General features: G+C 63.6%; 18 protein-coding genes and 5 tRNA genes. 19 read left to right on the top strand and 4 right to left on the bottom strand.

The genetic code is table 11. The features are described from left to right. A partial coding sequence (locus tag BG22_RS08330) for a pyridoxal phosphate-dependent aminotransferase (protein ID WP_140494757.1) occupies positions 1–758 on the top strand: 758 nt, incomplete at its 5' end. 317 nt (positions 759–1,075) lie between these two features. Here BG22_RS08330 and tal read toward each other — a convergent pair. Then, positions 1,076–2,179 (bottom strand): transaldolase, encoded by a 1,104-nt coding sequence (tal, locus tag BG22_RS08325; protein WP_094668125.1) that lies wholly within the window; start codon positions 2,177–2,179, stop codon positions 1,076–1,078. 198 nt (positions 2,180–2,377) lie between these two features. Beyond that, a complete protein-coding gene (tkt, locus tag BG22_RS08320; RefSeq protein WP_140494755.1) occupies positions 2,378–4,480 on the bottom strand; it encodes a transketolase in 2,103 nt (700 codons plus the stop codon). A 379-nt stretch (positions 4,481–4,859) separates the two neighbouring features. Here tkt and hrcA point away from each other — a divergent pair, with 379 nt between their 5' ends. Together hrcA and dnaJ are read left to right on the top strand one after the other, a co-directional pair. After that, a complete protein-coding gene (gene hrcA / locus BG22_RS08315) occupies positions 4,860–5,963 on the top strand; it encodes a heat-inducible transcriptional repressor HrcA (RefSeq protein ID WP_094668123.1) in 1,104 nt (367 codons plus the stop codon). A 90-nt stretch (positions 5,964–6,053) separates the two neighbouring features. Next, positions 6,054–7,208, top strand: coding sequence for a molecular chaperone DnaJ (gene dnaJ / locus BG22_RS08310; RefSeq protein WP_140494753.1), 1,155 nt, complete (start codon positions 6,054–6,056; stop codon positions 7,206–7,208). 299 nt (positions 7,209–7,507) lie between these two features. Here dnaJ and BG22_RS08305 read toward each other — a convergent pair whose 3' ends face one another. Beyond that, positions 7,508–8,299, bottom strand: coding sequence for a fructosamine kinase family protein (locus tag BG22_RS08305; protein WP_140494751.1), 792 nt, complete (start codon positions 8,297–8,299; stop codon positions 7,508–7,510). Positions 8,300–8,562: 263 nt separating this feature from the next. Here BG22_RS08305 and BG22_RS08300 point away from each other — a divergent pair, with 263 nt between their 5' ends. Then, positions 8,563–9,477 carry an undecaprenyl-diphosphate phosphatase gene (locus BG22_RS08300; RefSeq protein WP_094668120.1) on the top strand — a complete coding sequence of 305 codons (915 nt, stop codon included), beginning with the start codon at positions 8,563–8,565 and terminating at the stop codon, positions 9,475–9,477. 234 nt (positions 9,478–9,711) lie between these two features. Here the strand turns inward: BG22_RS08300 and BG22_RS08295 are convergent, their stop codons facing one another. Next, a complete protein-coding gene (locus BG22_RS08295) occupies positions 9,712–10,545 on the bottom strand; it encodes a PAC2 family protein (protein ID WP_169834116.1) in 834 nt (277 codons plus the stop codon). A 189-nt stretch (positions 10,546–10,734) separates the two neighbouring features. Here BG22_RS08295 and BG22_RS08290 point away from each other — a divergent pair. The 15 genes from BG22_RS08290 to sucD all read left to right on the top strand — a co-directional run bounded on the left by BG22_RS08290 (position 10,735) and on the right by sucD (position 21,179). Beyond that, positions 10,735–10,807, top strand: a tRNA-Gly gene (locus BG22_RS08290). Between the two features lie 28 nt (positions 10,808–10,835). Continuing rightward, positions 10,836–10,906: transfer RNA gene (locus tag BG22_RS08285), tRNA-Cys, on the top strand. A 39-nt stretch (positions 10,907–10,945) separates the two neighbouring features. Continuing rightward, positions 10,946–11,017: transfer RNA gene (locus BG22_RS08280), tRNA-Val, on the top strand. A 47-nt stretch (positions 11,018–11,064) separates the two neighbouring features. Beyond that, positions 11,065–11,137 (top strand) — tRNA-Val (locus BG22_RS08275). A gap of 31 nt (positions 11,138–11,168) precedes the next feature. Continuing rightward, positions 11,169–11,244 (top strand) — tRNA-Gly (locus tag BG22_RS08270). A 176-nt stretch (positions 11,245–11,420) separates the two neighbouring features. Continuing rightward, on the top strand, positions 11,421–13,463 hold the full coding sequence (gene thrS, locus BG22_RS08265) for a threonine--tRNA ligase (RefSeq protein WP_140494749.1): 2,043 nt from the start codon (positions 11,421–11,423) through the stop codon (positions 13,461–13,463). Positions 13,464–13,784: 321 nt separating this feature from the next. Continuing rightward, complete coding sequence (locus BG22_RS08260; protein ID WP_140494747.1) at positions 13,785–14,375, top strand: HIT domain-containing protein; 591 nt, start codon at positions 13,785–13,787, stop codon at positions 14,373–14,375. Positions 14,376–14,615: 240 nt separating this feature from the next. After that, positions 14,616–15,371, top strand: coding sequence for a YebC/PmpR family DNA-binding transcriptional regulator (locus tag BG22_RS08255; protein ID WP_094668116.1), 756 nt, complete (start codon positions 14,616–14,618; stop codon positions 15,369–15,371). 6 nt (positions 15,372–15,377) lie between these two features. After that, positions 15,378–15,962, top strand: a complete 585-nt coding sequence (gene ruvC, locus BG22_RS08250; RefSeq protein ID WP_140494745.1) for a crossover junction endodeoxyribonuclease RuvC — start codon at positions 15,378–15,380, stop codon at positions 15,960–15,962. 63 nt (positions 15,963–16,025) lie between these two features. Further along, positions 16,026–16,652 (top strand): Holliday junction branch migration protein RuvA, encoded by a 627-nt coding sequence (gene ruvA, locus BG22_RS08245; protein ID WP_140494743.1) that lies wholly within the window; start codon positions 16,026–16,028, stop codon positions 16,650–16,652. Further along, a complete protein-coding gene (gene ruvB / locus BG22_RS08240) occupies positions 16,652–17,716 on the top strand; it encodes a Holliday junction branch migration DNA helicase RuvB (RefSeq protein ID WP_094668113.1) in 1,065 nt (354 codons plus the stop codon). The genes ruvA and ruvB overlap by 1 nt, the downstream gene beginning before the upstream one ends. 90 nt (positions 17,717–17,806) lie before the next feature. Continuing rightward, positions 17,807–18,238, top strand: coding sequence for a preprotein translocase subunit YajC (gene yajC / locus BG22_RS08235; protein WP_140494765.1), 432 nt, complete (start codon positions 17,807–17,809; stop codon positions 18,236–18,238). A gap of 127 nt (positions 18,239–18,365) precedes the next feature. Beyond that, on the top strand, positions 18,366–18,947 hold the full coding sequence (locus BG22_RS08230) for an adenine phosphoribosyltransferase (protein ID WP_094668111.1): 582 nt from the start codon (positions 18,366–18,368) through the stop codon (positions 18,945–18,947). 118 nt (positions 18,948–19,065) lie between these two features. Continuing rightward, positions 19,066–20,268 (top strand): ADP-forming succinate--CoA ligase subunit beta, encoded by a 1,203-nt coding sequence (gene sucC, locus BG22_RS08225; RefSeq protein ID WP_094668110.1) that lies wholly within the window; start codon positions 19,066–19,068, stop codon positions 20,266–20,268. Then, complete coding sequence (sucD, locus tag BG22_RS08220) at positions 20,268–21,179, top strand: succinate--CoA ligase subunit alpha (RefSeq protein WP_140494741.1); 912 nt, start codon at positions 20,268–20,270, stop codon at positions 21,177–21,179. The genes sucC and sucD overlap by 1 nt, the downstream gene beginning before the upstream one ends. The last annotated feature ends 6 nt before the right edge of the window (positions 21,180–21,185 follow it).

The following is a 21,185-nucleotide window of genomic DNA, read 5'->3' as shown; positions in this document are numbered from 1 at the left end:
AGAAATATGGCTTCCGCATGCGCGCGGCAGATGCCGAGGCGGCGATCACGCCGCGGACCCGAGCGTTGCTGCTTAACTCGCCGTCCAACCCCACCGGCGCGATCATCGACCCCGAGGAGCTGGCCGCCATCGCCGACGTGGCCCGCCGGCATGACCTGTGGGTGATCAGCGACGAGGTGTATCGCGCGTTCGTGTACGACGACGGCATTCGATGCCTGTCCATCGCGTCGATGCCCGGTATGAAGGAACGGACCATCGTGGTCGATTCCTTCTCCAAGACCTTCGCGATGACCGGCTGGCGCATCGGCTGCGCGTTCGGGCCGAAACCGATCATCGACCGGATGACGGTGATGCAGGAGAACGTAGTGTCCTGCGTACCAGGTGCATTACAGGCCGGGGCGGTGGCCGCGCTGGAGGGCGCGGCGGACATTCTGTCCACGATGAAGGCCGCCTACCGCGCAAACCGTGACATGGTGGTCGCGGCCGTGGCCGATATGCCGCTGGTGACCTGCAACGTGCCGGACGGCGCGTTCTACATCCTCGTCAACGTGACCGCCACCGGCATGAACGACCACGACTTCGCCGTACGCTTGCTGCACGAGGCCAAAGTGGTGGTGACCCCGGCGTCCGGCTTCGGCTCGCGGGGTCGCGGCTACGTGCGCCTGTCCTACGTCGGCACCGCCGAGGACACCGCAGAGGGCCTGCGCCGCATGCGCGTATGGCTGGATGGGCTGGTGGACGCGCTACGTGTTTGGTGATGACAACAGGCGGTAAGTACGCGTCTCGGCGAAGGTCCCGCGTACTTACCGTCTGTTTTGGGCTTAAGAGGGACGGTAAGTACGCGGGACCTTCGCCGAGACGCGTACATGCAGTCGTTTTGTGGATCTCCCACTGATTCGGATGAAGCGGTCGATGGCAGTCCTCGGAAATCCGTGACAGTCCATAACAACCAGCCTGTAACAACCAGTCCATAAACAAAGGGGGCTTCCTCCCAACCCGCAGTGGATTGGAAGGGAAGCCCCCTTGAAAACCTCACGGCAGGGACGTTATAAGACGTCTACCGCCGCAAATGGTCTCAGGCGTTCACGCGATCGATGCCGGACTGCACGTCGGCGAGCACGGAATCCCAGGACTTGATGAAGGCGGCGACACCGTCGGCCTCCAGCTTGTCGGTGACGTCCTTGAGGTTGATGCCCAGCTCAGCCAGCTTGTTGATGATGGCGTGGGACTCCTCGTAGGTGCCCTCGATGGACGGGGCGCCGTTGCCGTGGTCGGCCAGGGCGTTCAGGGTCTTCTCCGGCATGGTGTTGACGATGTGCTTGGCAACCAGCTCGTCAACGTACTTGCAGTCGGAGTAGGCCGGGTTCTTGGTGCCGGTGGAGGCCCACAGCGGACGCTGGACCTTGGCGCCCTTGGCGGCCAGGTCGGCCCAGCGCGGATCCTCGGCGAACTTCTTCTCGAACAGCTCGTAGGCCAGACGGGCGTTGGCCACGGCGGCCTTGCCCTCGAGGGCCTTGGCCTCGTCGGAGCCGTTGGCTTCCAGCAGCTTGTCCACGGCGGTGTCCACGCGGGAGACGAAGAAGGAAGCGACGGAGCCGATGTGCTTGAGGTCGTGGCCGTTGGCGTCAGCCTGGGCGATGCCCTCGATGTAGGCGTCGATGACCTGCTCGTAGCGCTCGAGCGAGAAGATCAGGGTGACGTTGACGGAGATGCCCTTGGCCAGGGTGGCGGTGATGGCCGGCAGGCCCTCGAGGGTCGCCGGGATCTTGATCATGGCGTTCGGACGGTTGACCTTCTCCCACAGCTCAACGGCCTGCTTCTCGGTGGCCTCGGTCTCGTGGGCCAGACGCGGGTCGACCTCGATGGAGACACGGCCGTCGACGAAGTCGGTGGCCTCGGCGATCTCGCGGAAGATGTCGGTGGCGTTGCGCACATCGGTGGTGGTGAGCTCGCGCACGGCGGTCTCGACGTCAACCTTGCCGAGTTCCTTGAGCTGAGCGTCGTACGGGCCGACCTGGCTCAGGGCCTTCTGGAAGATGGACGGGTTGGTGGTCACACCAACGACGTTCTTGTTGGCGATGAGGTCCTGCAGGGAGCCGGACTCGATGCGGGAGCGGGACAGATCGTCCAGCCAGATGGAAACGCCGTTGTCGGACGTACGCTGAGTTGCTTCAGTCATTGTGTTTTCTCCTTGATGGATTTCGCCCTAGGCTCCCTTTTCCGTGAATGAGGGGAGCCGCCCGCTGATGCGGACCGGAGGGGAGTGGGCTCAAGCATTGCTCTCCTCCGGTCAGACTTTCGTCTGACGGCTCCCCTCGGAAAGGGGAGCCAACAAAATCATTCGGTTATATGGACGCGCCGATACGGGAAAACCGAATCAGGCGTTCACCTCGGCCAGGGAAGCCTCGGCGGCCTCGACCACATGCTCGGCGGTGATGCCGAGGTCGATCATGTTCTGTGCGCCGTTGCCCTGCAGGCCGAACTGCTCGATGGAAACCGGCTTGCCGTAGGTGCCGAGGTACTTGTACCACGGCATGGCCACACCGGCCTCGACGGAGACACGGGCCTTGACGGAAGCCGGAAGCACGGCCTCCTTGTACTCGGCGTCCTGCTCCTCGAACCACTCCATGGACGGGAAGGAGACCACGCGGGCCTTGATGCTCTTCTCGGCCAGGGTCTTGGCGGCGGCCACGGCCCACTGGACCTCGGAACCGGAGGCCATGATGATGACGTCTGGGGTGCCCTCGGTGTCGACGAGCACGTAGGCGCCCTTCTTGACGCCTTCCTTGGCCTTGGCGGCGGTCTCGGCGAGGGTCGGGACACCCTGACGGGTCAGCACCATGGCGCCCGGCAGCGTGTTCTTCTTCTCGAAGAAGTAACGGTAGGCCTCGGCGGTCTCGAAGGCGTCGGCAGGACGGATGACCTCGAGCTGCGGGATGGCGCGGAAGGAGGCCAGGTGCTCGACCGGCTGATGGGTCGGACCGTCCTCGCCCACGGCCACGGAGTCGTGGGTCCACACGTACAGGTTCGGAATCTCCATGAGGGCGGCCAGACGGACGGCGGAGCGCTCGTAGTCGGAGAACATGAAGAAGGTGCCGCCGAACGGACGGGTGTGGGAGCCCAGCAGGATGCCGTTGGTGATGCAGCCCATGGTGAACTCACGCACGCCGAAGTGCAGCTGGCGACCGAACTCGTTGCAGTTCGGCCACTGAGCGGTGGCGCACTCGGCCGGGGCGAAGGTGGCGGCGCCCTTGAGGTCGGTCTTGTTGGAGCCGCCGAGGTCGGCGGAGCCGCCCCAGAGTTCCGGCATGACGGCCGCGATGGCGTTCAGGACGGAGCCGGAGGCGCCACGGGTGGCGACGCCCTTGCCGACCTCGAAGGTGGCCTCGAGATCGTCGATGGCCTTGTCGAAGTCCTCAGGCAGCTTGCCGGCCTTGATGCGGTCGTACAGGGCGGCCTTGTCCGGGTTGGCCTTGCGCCAGGCGTCGAACTTCTCGTCCCATTCCTTGTGGGCCTCGAGGCCGCGCTCGGCGACCTTGCGGGCGTGGGCGAGGGCCTCCTCATCGACATGGAAGGACTCCTCCGGGTCGTAGCCGAGGAGCTTCTTGAGGCCGGCGACGGCCTCGGCGCCCAGCTTGGAGCCGTGGGAGGACGGGTCGTTGGTCTTGCCCGGGGTCGGCCAGGCGATCAGGGAGTGGACCTTGATGAGCTTCGGCTGATCCGGAGCGGCGGCCTCGGCCTTGGCGATCACGTCGGCCAGACCCTCGATGTCCTCCTTGTAGGAGCCATCGGGCTGGATGAAGCTGAACTCGTCGGTGTACCAGCCGTAGGCCTGGAAGCGCTTGAGCACGTCCTCGGCCAGCACCAGGTTGGTGTCGCCCTCGATCTGGATGCGGTTGGCGTCGAAGATCACGGTCAGGTTGCCGAGCTTCTGGTTGGCGGCAAGAGCGGCGGCCTCGCCGGAGATGCCTTCCTCGATGTCGCCTTCACCGCAGATGGCCCAGATCTTGTGGTAGAACGGGGACTCTTCCTTCGGGGTCTCCGGGTCGAGCAGACCGCGCTGGAAACGCTCGCCGTAGGCGAAGCCGATGGCGGAGGCGAAGCCCTGGCCCAGCGGGCCGGTGGTCATCTCGATGCCCGGGGTCAGGCCGTATTCCGGGTGGCCCGGCGTGCGGGTGTCGGCGCCACCGCGGAAGTGCTTGAGGTCGTCCAGGGTCACGCCGTAGCCGGAGAAGTACAGCTGAACGTACTGGGTGAGGGATGCGTGACCGCCCGAAAGGATGAAGCGATCGCGGCCTTCCCAGTTGGGATCGTTCGGATCATGCTTGATGAAGTGCTGGTACAGGGTGTAGGCGACGGGCGCCAGGGAGATGGGGGAACCGGGGTGGCCGGAACCGGCCTTCTCAACCGCGTCGGCCGACAGGACCTTGGCCATCTTGATGGCGCGTTCGTCCAGTTCGGTCTCCTTGAATTCGGTCATGGATTACTTTCCTTCCAATTGGTCGGGCCGCGTATCCGGCTTGTGCCGAGCGCAAGACGCCCTCACATTGCGTTTCCCATGCTAGCGTCGGTTTGCGACGTTGTGGTGCAATTTTGGCGTGTTTTGGTAACTTGTGTGCTGTTAGCGTTCACAATTATCGTCACTTCGCTACGAATGAACGGGTTAGCACTCGAAACGCCGGAGTGCTAATACAATGGTACGCGGTAGCTGCGTAGGCGATTGCGACCGGCGGCGCCTCGATTCGGCGGAATTCCAATGGAATGGGTGCGAATCGGGGCGTTTGTTAGGTCGTCTGAAAGTCGCATGAGGAACGCAGATGAACCGTGCATGAATTCTTGCCATATATAAGGAGGCGCGCATGACGCAATCGCGACGCATGCTGGTGCTGCGCGCCGTGGTGGAGGACTACATCCGCTCGCAGGAACCGGTGGGGTCCACGTCACTGACCAAACAACACCATCTGGGGGTCAGCTCGGCCACCATACGCAACGACATGGCCGCGCTCGAGGACGAGGGCTATCTGATCCAGCCGCACACTTCGGCGGGCCGTGTGCCCACCGAAAAGGGGTACCGCTATTTCGTGGACCGGCTGGCCACCGTGGTGCCGCTCAGCGAGGCCCAACGCAGGGGCATCAACAGTTTCCTGTCCGGTTCGGTGAGCCTTACCGACGCGCTGCAGCGTTCGGCGCGTCTGCTTTCGGAGATTACCGGCCAAGTGGCCGTCGTGGCGTCGCCGTCGCTGGCCAAGGCCACGTTGCGCCATGTGGAGATGGTGCCGGTCGCCATGACCACCCTGCTCGCCGTGGTCATCACCGACAGCGGCCGTGTGGCGCAGCATGGTCTCGGCGTCTCGGCGATGCCGCCGACCGACGCGGTCGCGCGTCTGTCCAATGCGGTCAACGAGCAGTGCAATGGCCTGTCGCTGTCGCGATCGGCCGAAACGGTGCGTGCCATCGGCTCCTCCGTGGGATATGAGGACGTGCGCGCGGTGGCCGAATCGCTGGCCGACGCCTTCGAATCGATGGCGCTGGACGAACGGGCCAACGAGCTGTATATGTCCGGCGCCTCCCGGCTCGCCCATACCCAATCCGTGGCCGATTTGGCCCCGCTGTTCGACGCTCTGGAGGAGCAGGTGGTGCTCATGAAGCTCATGAGCAACCTGAGCGAGGAGACGAACGCTTCGGGCGTGGGCGTGTCCATCGGGTCGGAGAACCACAGTCCGGAGCTGCTGCACGCCTCGGTGGTGAGCAGCGGTTACGGGCGTGCGGCTGCGGCGCGCGACGCGGACGGGGAGCAGGATGGGGATGAATCGTCCGTTGGTGACACGTCCGGTTCCGCCGACGAACCCATCGCCTTCGTCGGATCCATCGGTCCCACGCACATGGATTATGCCGCCACCATGGCGGCGGTCAAGGCGGTGGCACGGTATCTTACGGCGTTCGTCCGTGACGGGCTGGCCTAGACGGACAGTCGCGGACGAATCGGTCGTCCACTGACCGCGGGATATGGCACAATAACCCGCGGACCAAACGAACACAAAGGAACAAATTAAGTGGCAGATTATTACGAGACGTTGGGCGTGGACCGCAACGCCAGCGACGACGAGATCAAGAAGGCCTACCGCAAGCTCAGCCGCAAATACCACCCTGATATCGCGGGGCCGGAGTTCGAGGACAAGTTCAAGGAAGTGAACAACGCCTACGACGTGCTGTCCAACCCCGACAAGCGCCGCATGTACGACTCCGGTGTGGATCCCAACGACCCGAACGGCGGCGCGGGCGGCTTCTCCGGCGCCGGGTTCGGCGACATGGGCGACGTCTTCTCCACGTTCTTCGGATCGGCGTTCGGCGGCGGCGCGCAGGGGCCCGTGTCGCGCACCCAGCCCGGTCGCGATTCGCTGGCCTCCGCATCCATCGACCTCAAGACCGCGGTGTTCGGCGGCACGGCCCATGTGAAGATCAACACGTTCTCGCTGTGTCAGGAATGTGGCGGTTCCGGCGCCCAGGGCGGCGCCCAGCCGGTCACCTGCCCCGACTGCCACGGACAGGGCTTCCGGCAGAAGGTCGTGCGCACCATGCTCGGCCAGATGATGACCTCGGCGCCATGCGAGCGCTGCGAAGGCCACGGCACCATCATCACCAACCCGTGCCCGAGCTGCATGGGCCACGGTCGCGTGCGCACCACGCGCAACGTCGGCGTGACCGTGCCCGCGGGCATCAACGACAACGCGCGCCTGCGTCTGGCGAACCAGGGCGAGGTCGGCGAGGGCGGCGGCGCTGCGGGCGACCTGTACATCGACGTTCATATCCGGGCGGACAAGCAGTTCACGCGCGACGGCGACGACCTGCACTGCTGGATTCAGGTGCCGATGAGCTGGGCGGTGCTCGGCCACGATCTCACCATCGACACGTTCGACGGCGAGCAGACCGTGACCATCCCCGCCGGTTGCCAGCCGGAGGATACGGTCACGCTCAAAGGTCTGGGCGTGACGAACCTGCGCCGCAACGATGAGCGTGGCAACCTCGTCGCACATGTGAACGTGCTCATTCCCACCAAGCTCAACGATGACGAACGCGGCCTCATCGAACAGTTCGCGGCCTCCCATGATGCGGACGCCGGCCATGTGTCGCAGGCGTCCCGTCCTCAGACCGGTGGCGGCCAGAAGAAGGGCGGGTTCTTCTCGAAGCTGAAGGACGCGCTGGGCTGAGCACTCAGCGGCGCAACAGTGGGATGAAACGTAAGTTAGCGACGAAGCCAACTTACGTTTCATCCCACTTTGTTATCCGGAAACGGGACGAAACATAAGTCAAGGTCGTTCCGGACTTATGTTTCGTCCCATATCGTGCGTCATTAATTCGTTGATTTTGGCTCCCCTTGTTAGGACGTTGCGCGCGGGGCGCGTCCAAAATTGCAGGACGACCTGACCCGCGAAGCGGGACTGAGGGGTAGCCAATTCGGCAAGGCGATTCTGACGCAGCCCACTAATACCGTTTAGTATCACTGCGGCTACTTGAGCAGCGAGCGGCACATCGAGCGGTACTCGCTCACGTAGCCGCCGCCGAAGAACACGCAATGGCCGGCGATCGGATAGAGCTGCCACAGCGTGATGCGCTCCTGCCAGCCGGCCTTGAGCGGGTGGACGGACTGGTATCCGTCGGTGATCTCGCTCAGGTAGCTCATGCCGAACAGGTGCAGCATGGCCAGATCCTCCTCGCGATGGCCGCCGTGGGCCGCGGGGTCGATGAGCACGGCCTCCGAATGGCCGCGGTCCGCGGTCCACATCACATTGCCGTTCCACAGGTCGCCGTGGATGCGCGCGGGCTTGTCATCGGCCGCCCGGCCCATGATGTCCGGCAGCGCCTCGATCACCCGTTCCGTCAATTCGACGTCGCGATGGTCGAGCTCGCCGCGGCGCACGCCCAGATCGACCATCGGGCGCAACCGGCCATCGGCGAAGTAGCTGATCGGATCGGTCCATTCGCCGGTGTCCATCTTCACCGGGTCCTGCAGGGGGCCGAAGTAGCACGTACCGTCGTACCCTTCCGGGGCCGAGCCGAAGTACGGGGCGCCGGCGTCGTGCATGCGGGCCAGCGCCGCACCGAAATCATGCGCGGCCTTGGGCGTCGGGGAGGAGCTGGAGATGCGCTCAATGTCCAGGTAATCCTTGCCCCAGTCGTACACCTCGACCACGCGCGGACCTCCCTGCGCGTGCGCCTCGCCCAGCCATTTGAGCCCGCGCCCCTCGCATTCGAAGAACCCCTGCGGCGCAAACGCCCTGCTCTTGCGGTAAACGGTCATGACCACTCCTTAACTCTTGGTTCGCTCGTTTCGCCCATGCGCGTCGGCTGTCACGCGTATTGCCTACGCGCATCGTACATCCTGCGATTGCGTTGCATGTGATTCGCATGTGATGCATGTGGCGCGGGTGACGGTTTCATTGTAGAAGCCGTGCAGTTTACGTTTTCCTAGTGTTGTTCTACGCCCCTTTGGGTATCGTGTTCTTCCGTCTACCACAGTACGTACATCAGATACATCACATATCACGGAAGTGACGAAGGGTTATGAATTTCTTCCAAGCGCTTTTCATGGGTCTGGTCCAGGCGCTCACCGAATACCTGCCGGTGTCGTCCAGCGCCCACATCCGTATCATCGGCGACCTGATGATCGGTCGCGACCCCGGCGCGGCGTTCACCGCCATCATCCAGATCGGCACGGAGCTGGCCGTCATCCTGTATTACCGACGGGACATCATCCGCATTCTGGGCGCATGGTTCGGCTCCCTGTTCGGCAAGGAGGGCAAAGACCTCAAAAGCCGTCTCGGCGCCCATAATCCGGATACGCAGATGGGATGGTTCATCATCATCGGCACCATGCCGATTCTCATCGCCGGACTGCTGTTCAAGGACGCCATCGAGACCACCCTGCGCAACCTTTGGATCACGGTGACCGTGCTCATCATCTTCGGCGTGCTGCTGTGGGTGTTCGACGCGCGCTCCAAGCAGCTCAAGACCATGAAGCAGATGACCTGGAAGGACGCGTTGCTGTTCGGCATCGGCCAGATGCTGGCGCTTATCCCGGGCGTCTCGCGTTCCGGCGGCACCATCACCTTCGGCCGTGCGATGGGCTACACCCGTGAGGCCGCCGTTCGGGTGAGCTTCCTCATGGCCATCCCGGCGGTGTTCGGCGCCGGTATTCTCGAAACCGTCTCCGCAGTCAAGGACGTCGCGGCCTGCTCCGGCGGTGACGCCGCCGCCTGCACGGCGATCGGAGCGTTCCCCGGCTGGGGCCCCACCATCGCCGCCACGCTGGTCTCGTTCTTCGTGGGCTACGTGGTGATTATCGGCTTCCTGAAGTTCGTGGCCACGTTCTCCTACAAGGCCTTCGCCATCTACCGCATCGGTCTGGCCGTGGTGGTGGCGCTGCTGCTCATCACCGGTGTTCTTCCCGCCATCGATCCGTCCATGGTCGCGGCGTAGGCGCGGGAACGCTGCTGAGACAAAAGGGATGGGGCGTCGGCGGAAAAATGGGTCCGCCGACGCCCCATCGACGATAATCCGACGATTATCTGGTCAGCCGATTCGACGCCCCAGTATGCCACGCCACTTCACGGCAACGTCCTAACAAGGGGACCCAAAAAACCAACGAATTATTGACACGGGACACTGACAATGATGCGACGGCCGGACGTGCGCCGAGACCGCGGCGTCGGTTTAGTCGCCCATCTGCCGCAGGAACGCCTCGGCCTCACGGATCAGCTGCTCGCACTGCGGGGTGCCCAGGCCGGCTTCCTCGTCGGCCTTGCATTTGAGGTCGTAGTCGCGTTCGAGATGCTCCACGTATTCTCTGAGCTGGTCGTTGCACCGCACCAGCACTGAGGCCTGGGCCTTCCAGTGCTCAGCCTTGCGCTTGAGATCGCCCGTGTCGAAGGTGAAGCCGATGCGCTTGCCCAGCGCATCCAATAGTCGCAGCGTGCCGGCCGCGCATTCGTCGCTGCCGAGATATTGGGGGATGGAAACCCACATGGAGGCATGGCCGAATCCCCGGTCGGCCGCGGCCAGATCAAGCACGGTGGGTATTCCCACCGGGCCGTTGTATTCCCGGTCGCATTCGCATTGGCGTTCGCCGTCGCTCACGGACAGGGGCAGGGGGCGCGTGTGCGGGCAGTCGCAGAACATCGAACCGAGTGTGACCACCTGCGCCACGTCCAGCTCTTCGGCGATATGCAGGCTCTGCGCGCAGTACTCCTGCCAGCGGTAGTTCGGCTCGGGGGCGATCTGCGCGTACAGATGACGGTTGGCGTCGAGGGTGATGTCGTAGAACGTGGTCTGCGGCCACACCAGCGTGGCCCGGCCGGAGACATGGCACAGCATCGGACGGGCCACCTGATAGTCGTAGAACCCGTCGCAGTCGATATGCCGGATCTCACGGGACTCGTAGCGGCGGACCAGATGACGCACCACATTCGTGGCGGCCTGACAGGCGTCGTTCCATCCCTCGAATGCGGCGATCATCACCGGCGTCTGGGCGTTCGCTTCTTCACTCATACTCTCCAGCGTAAAGGACGCGACCATGCCCGATGCCGCCTTTAGCCATCAGCGAGCGGAGTTTCGATGGGCGCGAACATCAACTGTCACAAGGCGACACGCCGTGACTGGACGAATTACAGGCATGTGAGTATAGTAATCACTCGTGCTTCGGCGAGACGCCTTCTGGTGTTCCCCTGCAAGACACATGCGGACATAGCTTAGTTGGTAAAGCGCAACCTTGCCAAGGTTGAGACCGCGGGTTCGAGTCCCGTTGTCCGCTCTAGGTCCGATGAGTTGACAGACCTTACGGTGGGTTAGCCAAGCGGTTAGGCAGCGGCCTGCAAAGCCGTATAGACGAGTTCGACTCTCGTACCCACCTCTCAGGACCGCGAAGCAATTCGCATGAATGAGCAGACCCGGGCGGTTGGCGCAGAGGTAGCGCACTTCCCTGACACGGAAGGGGTCACAAGTTCGAATCTTGTATCGCCCACGCAGACGAACTTGTATCGCCGATATAACTGAATACCGATTGATTTCGGGCGATTGGCGCAGCGGCTAGCGCACTTCGTTCACACCGAAGGGGTCGTAGGTTCGATTCCTACATCGCCCACTGGAAACCGCTTCTCACGGCGGATTCCTTTGCGGACATAGCTTAGTTGGTAAAGCGCAACCTTGCCAAGGTTGAGACCGCGGGTTCGAGTCCCGTTGTCCGCTCCAGTTCGAGCCTCACCATCGCGGTGAGGCTTTTTCGTTTTCCGGCTCCAACCCGGTCCGTTCTGGCTTGTTCTGGTCCGTCCCGGTTTGTCGTATGCCCTGCCTATGGTGACGACTGTTGATTAACCAGTCCAGGCCTGCACATTAGTACCGCGGACCCCGATAGCAAAGGACAAATCATGGCGCAAGCTACCATCTCCATAACAGTCAACGGCGAAGCGAAGGAGGTGGAAGCAACCACCACCGGCGTCGAGCTCTTCGCGGATGACAAGAACATCATCGCCGTGCGTCTCAACGGCGAACTGCGCGACCTGTACACGCCCCTCACCGACGGCGACACCGTCGAAGCCGTCGCCCTCGACAGCGAGGACGGTCTCGGCATCATGCGCCATTCGGCCACGCACGTCATGGCCCAGGCGGTCCAGGAACTGTTCCCGGACGCCAAACTCGGCGTGGGCCCGATCATCAAGGACGGCTTCTACTACGACTTCCAGGTCGAACAGCCGTTCACCCCGGACGACCTGAAGAACATCGAGAAGCACATGCAGCGGATCATCAAGTCCGCGCAGTCCTTCCGCCGCCGCACGGTCACCGAGGAGGAGGCGCTGGCCGAGGAGGCCGACCAGCCGTTCAAGATCGAGCTGATCAAGGACAAGGAAGCGCACCTCGACCCGTCCACCGCCACCGAGATCTCCGGCAAGGAGCTCAGCTTCTACGACAACGTCGACCGTGACGGCAACGTGGTGTGGAAGGACCTGTGCCGCGGACCGCACCTGCCGAACACGCACTTCATCAAGGCCTTCAAGATCGAGCGTTCCGCCGCCGCCTACTGGCGTGGCAGCGAGAAGAACCCGACCATGCAGCGCATCTACGGCACCGCATGGGCCTCCAAGGAGGATCTCAAGGCCTACCAGACCCGTCTCGAGGAGGCCGCCAAGCGCGACCACCGCAAGCTCGGCGCCGAAATGGACCTGTTCTCCTTCCCGGACGAGATCGGCCCGGGCCTGGCCGTGTTCCACCCGAAGGGCGCCGCGGTGATCAACGCGATGGAGGACTACTCCCGCGAGATGCACCGCAAGTACCACTACAGCTTCGTGCAGACCCCGCACATCACCAAGGGCGGCCTGTACGAGACCTCCGGCCACCTGCACTGGTACAAGGACGGCATGTACCCGCCGATGCACCTCGATGAGGAGTACGACGAGGACGGCAACGTGACCAAGCCCGGCTTCGACTACTACCTCAAGCCGATGAACTGCCCGATGCACAACCTGATCTTCAAGTCCCGCCAGCGCTCCTACCGCGAGCTGCCGCTGCGCCTCTTCGAGTTCGGCACCGTGTACCGCTACGAGAAGTCCGGCGAGGTCCACGGCCTGACCCGTGTGCGCGGCCTTACGCAGGATGATTCCCACATCTACTGCACCCGCGAGCAGATGAAGGGCGAGCTGACCAACCTGCTCACCTTCGTGCTCAAGGTGCTCAAGGACTTCGGCCTGAGCGACTTCTACCTCGAGCTGTCCACCAAGGACCCGAACAAGTACGTCGGCTCCGATGAGATCTGGGAGGAGGCGACCAACACGCTCGCCGAGGTCGCCAAGGAGTCCGGTCTGCATCTCGTGGCCGATCCGGGCGGCGCCGCCTTCTACGGCCCGAAGATCTCCGTGCAGGCCCGCGACGCCATCGGCCGCACCTGGCAGGTCTCGACCATCCAGCTCGACTTCAACCTGCCCGAGCGCTTCCAGCTCGAGTACATCGCGAAGGATGGCACCCACCAGCGCCCGGTGATGATTCACCGTGCCCTGTTCGGCTCCATCGAGCGCTTCTTCGCCGTGCTGCTCGAACACTACGCCGGCGCGTTCCCGGCGTGGCTTGCCCCGATCCAGGTGCTCGGCGTGCCGGTGGCCGACGAGTTCGCCCCGCACCTCGAGGAGTTCGTCAAGTCCCTCGAGGACGAGATGGTCCGCTGCGAGATCGATTCCTCCGACGACCGCTTCGGCAAGAAGATCCGCAACGCCTCCAAGTCCAAGGCGCCATTCATCCTCATCGTCGGCGAGGAGGACATGAACAACAACGCGGTGAGCTTCCGCTTCCGCGACGGCAGCCAGCTCAATGGCGTGCCGGTGGACGAGGCCCGCGCCGACATCCTCGCCGTGATCAAGAAGCGCGTCCAGGTCAACTCCGTGGACGACTTCAACGCCGCGTTGGCCGAGCCCGCGGCCTGATCGCAGCGGGAGACCGACGCCAACAGGGCTGACGTCCGCAAGCTTGGCGTTATTGCCCTGACGTGATTCGGCTCCCCCGGGAAGGGAAGCCGCTCGCGCGGGGACCGTAAGAGATCCGGTGCATCTGCATCCGGCATCTCCCGGCGGTTCCTCTGCGACCGGGCGGCTCCCTTCCTGGGGGAGCCGAATCCATATATAGGACGGTCCGGATATATCCGGATATATATTCGGAAATATCCGGATAGTATGCATGCGGATGCGCATGAGGACGTATGCGGATTGATGCATACCGATTATGGGATATGGAGAGGTGCGAATCAGATGACCGATGACGTGCGTATCGACGACCCGGCCGGTTTCCCGCCGCAGGAGGACACGGTCGAGCGCCTGTGGACCCCGCAGCGCATGACCTACGTGCTGCGCAACGCGGAGGGGCGGCCGACCAAGCCGAAATCCAAGGAATGCCCGTTCTGCGCCGGGCCGAAGAAGTCCGACGAGGACGGCCTGATCGCCTGGCGCGGCACGCATGTGTTCGCCATCATGAACCTCTACCCCTACAACGTGGGGCATCTCATGATCTGCCCGTACCGCCATGTGGGGTTCATCACCGAACTTGACGACGACGAGCTGTTCGAATTCGAGAAGGCCACCACGCTCGCCATGAAGGTGATGGAGACCGTATCCCACCCGGACGGGTACAACATCGGCATCAACCAGGGCGAGGTGGCTGGCGCCGGCGTGGCCGCGCACCTGCATCAGCATGTGGTGCCACGTTGGAACGGCGACGCGAACTTCATGCCGATTGTGGCCGAGACCCGTACCATGCCGATTCTTCTGTCCGACCAGCGGGCCGCCTACGCCGAGGCGTTCACGCGGCTCGCGCCGCAGTCGGGGCTGCCGCTGGACCGCTGAACCGGCCAGTCGAGCCGATTCAGCGGTCCGCCGAGCCGATCCACTGGTCCGCCGGCCGGATTCGCTGATACAGTCCGCCGGCTCCGGCCCGTCGTCCCAGGCTCGTCGGACCGGCGGCTGGCTGCGGGCCGTCGCCGGGCATGTTTTCGAGTACAGTTTTCGGTCATAATCCCGGGTATGTCTGATTGACGGCCTATAATCGCTTCGTTTGACATCATCCGTTTAATCGCTAGGAGCATTATGTCAGGTCATTCCAAGTGGGCGACCACCAAGAACAAGAAGGCCGCCATCGACGCCAAGCGCGGCAAGCTCTTCGCCAAGCTCATCAAGAACATCGAGATCGCGGCCCGTCTGGGCGGCGGCGATCCGGACGGCAACCCGTCCCTGTACGACGCCATCTACAAGGCCAAGAAGGCCTCCATGCCGGCCGACAACATCACCCGCGCCGTCAAGCGTGGCTCCGGTGCCGAGGATGGCGCCGCCAACTATGAGGACATCGTCTACGAGGGCTACGCGCCCGCCGGCGTGGGCCTCATCATCGAGTGCCTGACCGACAACCGCAACCGCGCCGCCGCCGAAGTCCGCTCCACGTTGACCAAGGGCAACGGCTCCCTGGCCACCTCCGGCTCCGTCTCCTTCAACTTCGAGCGTAAGGGCCAGATCGTGGTCCCGTCCGAGGGCGTTGACTTCGACAAGCTCTTCGAGACCGCCGCCGAGGCCGGTGCCGAGGACGTTCAGGACAACGGCGAGGTGTTCACCGTCATCACCGGCCCGTCCGATCTGTTCGCCGTGCGCAAGGCCCTGCAGGACGCCGGCTTCGACTACGACTCCGCCGATCAGGTCATGGAGCCGAAGAACGAGGTCGAGCTGAGCCTTGAGGACGCCCGCAAGGTCTCCAAGCTCATCGACAACCTCGATGATCTGGACGATGTACAGAACATCTACTCCAACTGGACCGCCTCCGACGAGGTCATGGCCCAGCTCGACGAGGAGTAATCCCCAGTGATCATCCTTGGCGTCGATCCCGGGCTCACACGCTGCGGGGTCGGCGTGATCGAAGCCGGCGAACATCGCCGGCTTTCGTTTATCCATGTGGATGTGGTGCGATCCTCGCCCGACATCTCCCAGGACCTGCGACTGTTGGCCATATACAACGGTTTGTCGGAGAAGATGGACCGGTTCGCGCCGGACAGCGTGTCCATCGAACGCGTGTTCGCGCAGTCCAACCGCAACACCGTGCTGGGCACCGCCCAGGCGGCCGGCCTGGCCATGCTGGCCGCCGCCCAGCGCAACATCCCGGTCGCCCTGCATACACCGACCGAGGCGAAGCTCGCCATCACCGGCAACGGGCAGGCCCAGAAGATTCAGGTGGAGCGCATGGTCACGCGCATCCTCAACCTCACCAAGATGCCCACCCCGGCCGATGCCGCCGATGCCTTGGCGCTGGCGATTTGCCATGCGCTGCGTCCTGCGGGCGCACTGCAGGGAGGGGAGCGGGAACAGCATCTGACGGCGGCCCAACGGCAGTGGGCCGAGGCGGCCCAACGTGCGCCACGCCGCCGCTTCAATCACGACCGCGGCATGTAGTATACTTCGAACAGTTGTTCGATTATTGGGTGATGTTCGTGATATCGCAGGGGAGGAGCGGGGATGATCGGCATGCTGAACGGGCGGGTCGAATCGGTGGATGCCGATACCGCACTGATTGACGTCGGGGGAGTCGGATACGAGGTCCGCATGTCCGCCACCGATCTGGGGCGGCTCCACGCCGGTCAGGATGCGCGCGTCTACACCTACATGAACGTCTCGCAGGATGCGGTCACCTTGCACGGATTCCTCGACCGCGACGCCAAGAAGACGTTCCTGCAGCTCATCAAGGTGTCCGGAATCGGCCCCAAGGTGGCGCAATCGTTGCTGTCCACCCTGACTCCGATCCAGCTGGCGCATGCCATCGCGGACAACGACGCGACCACGCTGGCCAAGGCTCCGGGCCTCGGCAAAAAGGGCGCCCAGAAGATCATCCTCGAACTCAAGGGGTCCATCGATCTGAGCCGGATCGAGGATTCGCCCGCCGCCGCGGCGACGGCGCAGGCTCCGGTGGATACCGGCATGGAACAGGTCATCGAAGGCCTGATTTCGCTGGGATGGCGTCAGCAGGACGCCCAGCAGGCGGTCAACGAGGCGATCAAGGAGAACGATGTCAACACGCCGCTGTCCGCCGAGGATGTGCCGCGCGTGCTGCGTTTCGCACTGGCATTGATGGATAGGGGGCGCTGATGGCCGAGGAGATGGATTTCGGCACCTCGAACACCGGCGCCAATGAGGAGTCGCTGCGCATGGTGTCCTCCCAGCCCATCGGCAACGAGCCGGTGAGCGACGAGGAGCTGCGACCGCATGTGCTGGACGGATTCATCGGCCAGCCACGGCTCAAGGCGCAGCTCCAGCTGTTCCTCGACGCCGCGCGCAAACGCGACGTGCCGCCCGACCATATCTTGCTCGCCGGCCCTCCGGGACTCGGCAAGACCACGTTGGCCATGATCGTGGCCAACGAACTGGAGGTGCCGATTCGCGTCACCTCGGGCCCGGCGGTGCAGCATGCCGGCGATCTGGCCTCCATTCTCAGCTCATTGGACACCGGCGAGGTGCTGTTCATCGACGAGATCCATCGTCTGCCCCGCGCCGCCGAGGAGCTGCTGTACATCGCTATGGAGGACTTCCGTGTCGATGTGATGGTGGGCAAAGGACCCGGTGCCAGCTCCATCCCCCTGACGCTGCCGCGCTTCACCGTCATCGGCGCCACGACGAGGGAGGGCATGCTGCCCAGCCCGTTGCGCGCGCGTTTCGGCTTCACCGCCCATCTGGACTACTATCCGCATGAAGAGCTGGAGAAACTCGTCGAACGCTCCGCCAACGTGCTGGGCGTGAACCTTGATGCAGGGTCGGCGCATGAGCTTGCGCTGCGTTCGCGCGGCACGCCGCGAATCGCAAACCGTCTGCTGCGGCGCGTACGCGATTGGGCGATAGTCCATGATCTCATTGTGGTGCGTCCGGACGATGTCAAGGAGGCGCTGGCGCTGTACCAGATTGATTCCGAGGGGCTCGACCGGTTGGACATCGCCGTGCTGGAGGCCATCGTACGCAACTTCAACGGCGGCCCGGTGGGACTCAACAACCTGTCAGCCATGGTGGGCGAGGAGTCGGAGACCGTCGAAACCGTCTGCGAGCCGTATCTCGTGCGCGAGGGTTTCCTCATACGCACCCCCAAAGGCCGTGTGGCCACCGAAAAGGCATGGCGTCATCTGGGCCTTACGCCCAGAGATGATGTCAGTAAGCTCTTCTAGACTTTTGCCTGTTTGCACAATCCGGTTATGCGTCAACATGTGGCCGTGACCGTTGTCTGAAGGAGTTTCCCCGTGGATTCATCGTATATTATGCTCATCGTCATGGTCGTGGTCATCGGCGGCATGATGTGGTGGCAGTCGAAGAAGTCGAAGCAGCAGCAGCAGGAGCGTCAGGACTTCCGCCGCAACCTCCAGCCCGGCACCGAGGTCATCACCATCGGCCAGGTGATCGGCAAGGTCGTCGAGGTCGACGAGCAGTACGAGGAGATCGTCATCGATTCCGAGGGCTCCAAGATGCGGTTCGCTTTCAACGCCATCGCCCGCGAATACACCCGTCCGGCCTATGTCTCCGATGATGAGGTCGATGAGAACGGCAACCCGCTGTCCGAGGACGCCAACGAGTCCGACGACTCCCAGAACACCGACGATTCCGCACAGGTCCCGGTCGAATCCGCGCTTGAGCAGTCCGAGACCGAGACCGCGACCGAGACGAAGCAGCAGAACAGCGGCGAATCCAAGTAGTCGAAGCAGTTTGTGATTGCGGTCGCAATGACCGCGATCAATCGTGCAGGCATCGGCGTCGCGCCGTCGCCGATGCGCTTAGCATAAGCCAGCCAGCAATATATCGAGATATATAGGGGACGAGCACATGGCACAGTCGGACATCACCATCGAGTCGTTGGACAAGGTCGGGCAGGAGGACGCCGCGTATATGGTGTCCCTTATCCGGTCCGTTCCCGGATTCCCCAAGGAAGGCATCATCTTCCGTGATTTCATGCCGGTACTTGCGGACCCGAGGGGCCTGAAGATCCTGTTGAAGGCGCTGGAGGAGGCGTTGCCGGTCGCACCGGATGAATTCGACGCCATCGCCGGATTGGAGTCCCGCGGATTCCTCTTCGGACCGTCGCTGGCCGCGCATCTGGGGAAGGGATTCATCGCCATCCGCAAAGCCGGCAAACTGCCGCCCGAGACCATCGGCGAGTCCTATGATCTCGAATACGGCACCGCCAGCGTGGAGATCGAGACCGAAGCCGTGGCCCACGGGGAGCGCGTCCTGATTGTCGATGACCTCATCGCCACCGGCGGCACGGCCAAGGCCGGCGCCGATCTGATCGAGAAGGCCGGCGGCACGGTGGTCGGCTTCAGCTTCGTGATGCGACTGGAAGGTCTCGACGGCATCGACAAGCTTGGCGGCGTGCCCACCAGCTCGCTGGTCTCCATGCCCGCCTGAGCGTCCATCCGGGAGTCATAATCCGGGCTTCTCACGGAGCAATCATCATTGTCATGGTCCGGCATGTAACATGTACAGTTGCATGCCGGACCATCGTTTTTACATCAGGGAAGGATCCATGGATCTTTACGAATACCAGGCACGTCAGTTGCTTGAGGAACAGGACATCCCCACGCCGGGTGCCATTTTCGCCCAGAATTCCCATGAGGTCGCCGAAGCGGCGGACAAGATTGGCTATCCTTGCGTCATCAAGGCGCAGGTGAAAATCGGCCACCGCGGTCAGGCGGGCGGCGTCAAGATCGCCCACAACCGCGACGAGGCCATTCTCGAGTCCGAGTCGATTCTGCCGATGACCATCCACGGCCATAAGGTGTCGGGCGTGCTCGTGGCCGAGGCCAAGAACATCCTGCACGAATACTACGTGTCCATCTCCGTGGACCGTACCTCGCGCGACTTCGACGTGCTGGCCACCGCCAACGGCGGCACCGAGGTGGAGGAGATTGCCAAGGAGCATCCGGAATCCGTCAAGCGTCTGCACATCGAGGCGCTCGGCGATTTCGATCTCGCGGCGGCCACCAAGATGGCCGAAAGCATCGGTTTCTACCATGCCGACGTGGATCAGGCCGCGCAGATCCTGCTCAAGATGTGGCGCTGCTTCAAGGAGAACGACGCCACCCTCGTGGAGATCAACCCGCTGGCGAAGATCGGCGATCCGGACGACGAATCCAGCAAGCAGCTGTGCGCCCTTGACGCCAAGATCTCCCTGGACGACAACGCCGCCTTCCGCCATGACGGTTGGACGCGCTTCGTCGATCCGATTGTGCCCGATCCGTTCGAGCAGAAGGCCCGCGAACACGGCCTGCACTACGTGCACCTGCATGGCGAGGTCGGCGTGATCGGCAACGGCGCCGGTCTGGTCATGAGCTCCCTCGACGCCGTATCCGGTGCTGGCGAGGAGCAGGGCACAGGCATCAAGCCGGCCAACTTCCTCGATATCGGCGGCGGCGCCTCCGCGTCGGTCATGGCCGGCAGCCTGGAGATCGTGCTGTCCGACCCGCAGGTCGAATCCGTGTTCATCAACGTGTACGGCGGCATCACCTCATGCGTGGAGGTGGCCAACGGCATCCTTGAAGCGGTCAAGACGCTGGTCAGCTCCAAGCCGATCGTCGTGCGCTTCGACGGCAACGCCGCAACCGAGGGTCTGCAGATTCTCGCCGAGGCCAACAACCCCACCATCCATGTGTCCGAGACCATGGAAGGCGCTGCACAGAAGGCGGCCCAACTCGCGGCCGAGGCCATCAAGTCCAAGGAGGTTCGCTGATGCTGTTCATTGAAGACGGCGCTCCGGTCATCGTTCAGGGCATGACCGGTCATCAGGGTATGACCCATACCGCGCGCATGCTGAAGGCCGGCACCAACATCGTGGGCGGAGTGAACCCGCGCAAGGCCGGCACCACCGTGACCTATCCGGCGGCTCGGGACGGTCAGGACGCCGAGATTCCCGTCTACGCCACCTGCGCCGAAGCGCGCGAGGCGACCGGCGCGAAGGCCAGCGTGGTGTTTGTGCCGCCGCGCTTCGCCAAGGACGCCGTGGTCGAGGCCATCGAGGCCGGCATCGAACTGGTGGTGGTCATCACCGAGGGCATTCCGGTGGCCGATTCCGCCTACTTCGTGGAGCTCGCCTTGGAGAAGGGCACCCGCGTCATCGGACCGAACTGCCCTGGTCTCATCACGCTCGGCGAGCCGGGCGTCAACCTCGGCATCATTCCGGACGGCATCGTCGGCCGTGGGCCTCTGGGTCTGGTCTCCAAGTCCGGCACCCTGACCTACCAGCTGATGGGCGAGCTGTCCGACATCGGATTCACCGCATGCCTCGGCGCCGGCGGCGATCCGATCGTGGGCACCACGCTGCTCGAGGCGCTTGAGGCGTTCGAGGCCGATCCCGATACGAAGGCCGTCATGATGATCGGCGAGATCGGCGGTTTCGCCGAGCAGGAGGCGGCCGCCTGGGCCAAGGAGCACATGACCAAGCCGGTCGTGGCCTACATCGCCGGCTTCACCGCCCCCGAAGGCAAGCAGATGGGCCATGCCGGCGCCATCGTCTCCGGCGGAAAGGGCACCGCGCAGGACAAGAAGAACGCGCTTGAGGCCGCAGGCATCCCCGTGGGCAAGACGCCGGGACAGGCCGCCCAGATCATGCGTGACGTGCTGGCCAAGGCCAATATCGACTGAGCGCCG

This window comes from Bifidobacterium sp. UTBIF-78 (genome assembly GCF_006408945.1).
Classification (GTDB): Bacteria; Actinomycetota; Actinomycetes; order Actinomycetales; family Bifidobacteriaceae; genus Bifidobacterium; species Bifidobacterium myosotis.
The sequence above is the reverse complement of the archived record's forward strand: the minus strand, read 5'-3'. Positions and strand labels throughout refer to the sequence as shown.

Bases quoted from the DNA above. Each gene is read 5' to 3' on its own strand.
- tal (WP_094668125.1), bottom strand. From the start codon at position 2,179: ATGACTGAAGCAACTCAGCGTACGTCCGACAACGGCGTTTCCATCTGG.
- tkt (WP_140494755.1), bottom strand. From the start codon at position 4,480: ATGACCGAATTCAAGGAGACCGAACTGGACGAACGCGCCATCAAGATG.
- hrcA (WP_094668123.1), top strand. From the start codon at position 4,860: ATGACGCAATCGCGACGCATGCTGGTGCTGCGCGCCGTGGTGGAGGAC.
- BG22_RS08305 (WP_140494751.1), bottom strand. From the start codon at position 8,299: ATGACCGTTTACCGCAAGAGCAGGGCGTTTGCGCCGCAGGGGTTCTTC.
- BG22_RS08300 (WP_094668120.1), top strand. From the start codon at position 8,563: ATGAATTTCTTCCAAGCGCTTTTCATGGGTCTGGTCCAGGCGCTCACC.
- BG22_RS08295 (WP_169834116.1), bottom strand. From the start codon at position 10,545: ATGAGTGAAGAAGCGAACGCCCAGACGCCGGTGATGATCGCCGCATTC.
- thrS (WP_140494749.1), top strand. From the start codon at position 11,421: ATGGCGCAAGCTACCATCTCCATAACAGTCAACGGCGAAGCGAAGGAG.
- BG22_RS08260 (WP_140494747.1), top strand. From the start codon at position 13,785: ATGACCGATGACGTGCGTATCGACGACCCGGCCGGTTTCCCGCCGCAG.
- BG22_RS08255 (WP_094668116.1), top strand. From the start codon at position 14,616: ATGTCAGGTCATTCCAAGTGGGCGACCACCAAGAACAAGAAGGCCGCC.
- ruvA (WP_140494743.1), top strand. From the start codon at position 16,026: ATGATCGGCATGCTGAACGGGCGGGTCGAATCGGTGGATGCCGATACC.
- ruvB (WP_094668113.1), top strand. From the start codon at position 16,652: ATGGCCGAGGAGATGGATTTCGGCACCTCGAACACCGGCGCCAATGAG.
- yajC (WP_140494765.1), top strand. From the start codon at position 17,807: ATGCTCATCGTCATGGTCGTGGTCATCGGCGGCATGATGTGGTGGCAG.
- BG22_RS08230 (WP_094668111.1), top strand. From the start codon at position 18,366: ATGGCACAGTCGGACATCACCATCGAGTCGTTGGACAAGGTCGGGCAG.
- sucC (WP_094668110.1), top strand. From the start codon at position 19,066: ATGGATCTTTACGAATACCAGGCACGTCAGTTGCTTGAGGAACAGGAC.
- sucD (WP_140494741.1), top strand. From the start codon at position 20,268: ATGCTGTTCATTGAAGACGGCGCTCCGGTCATCGTTCAGGGCATGACC.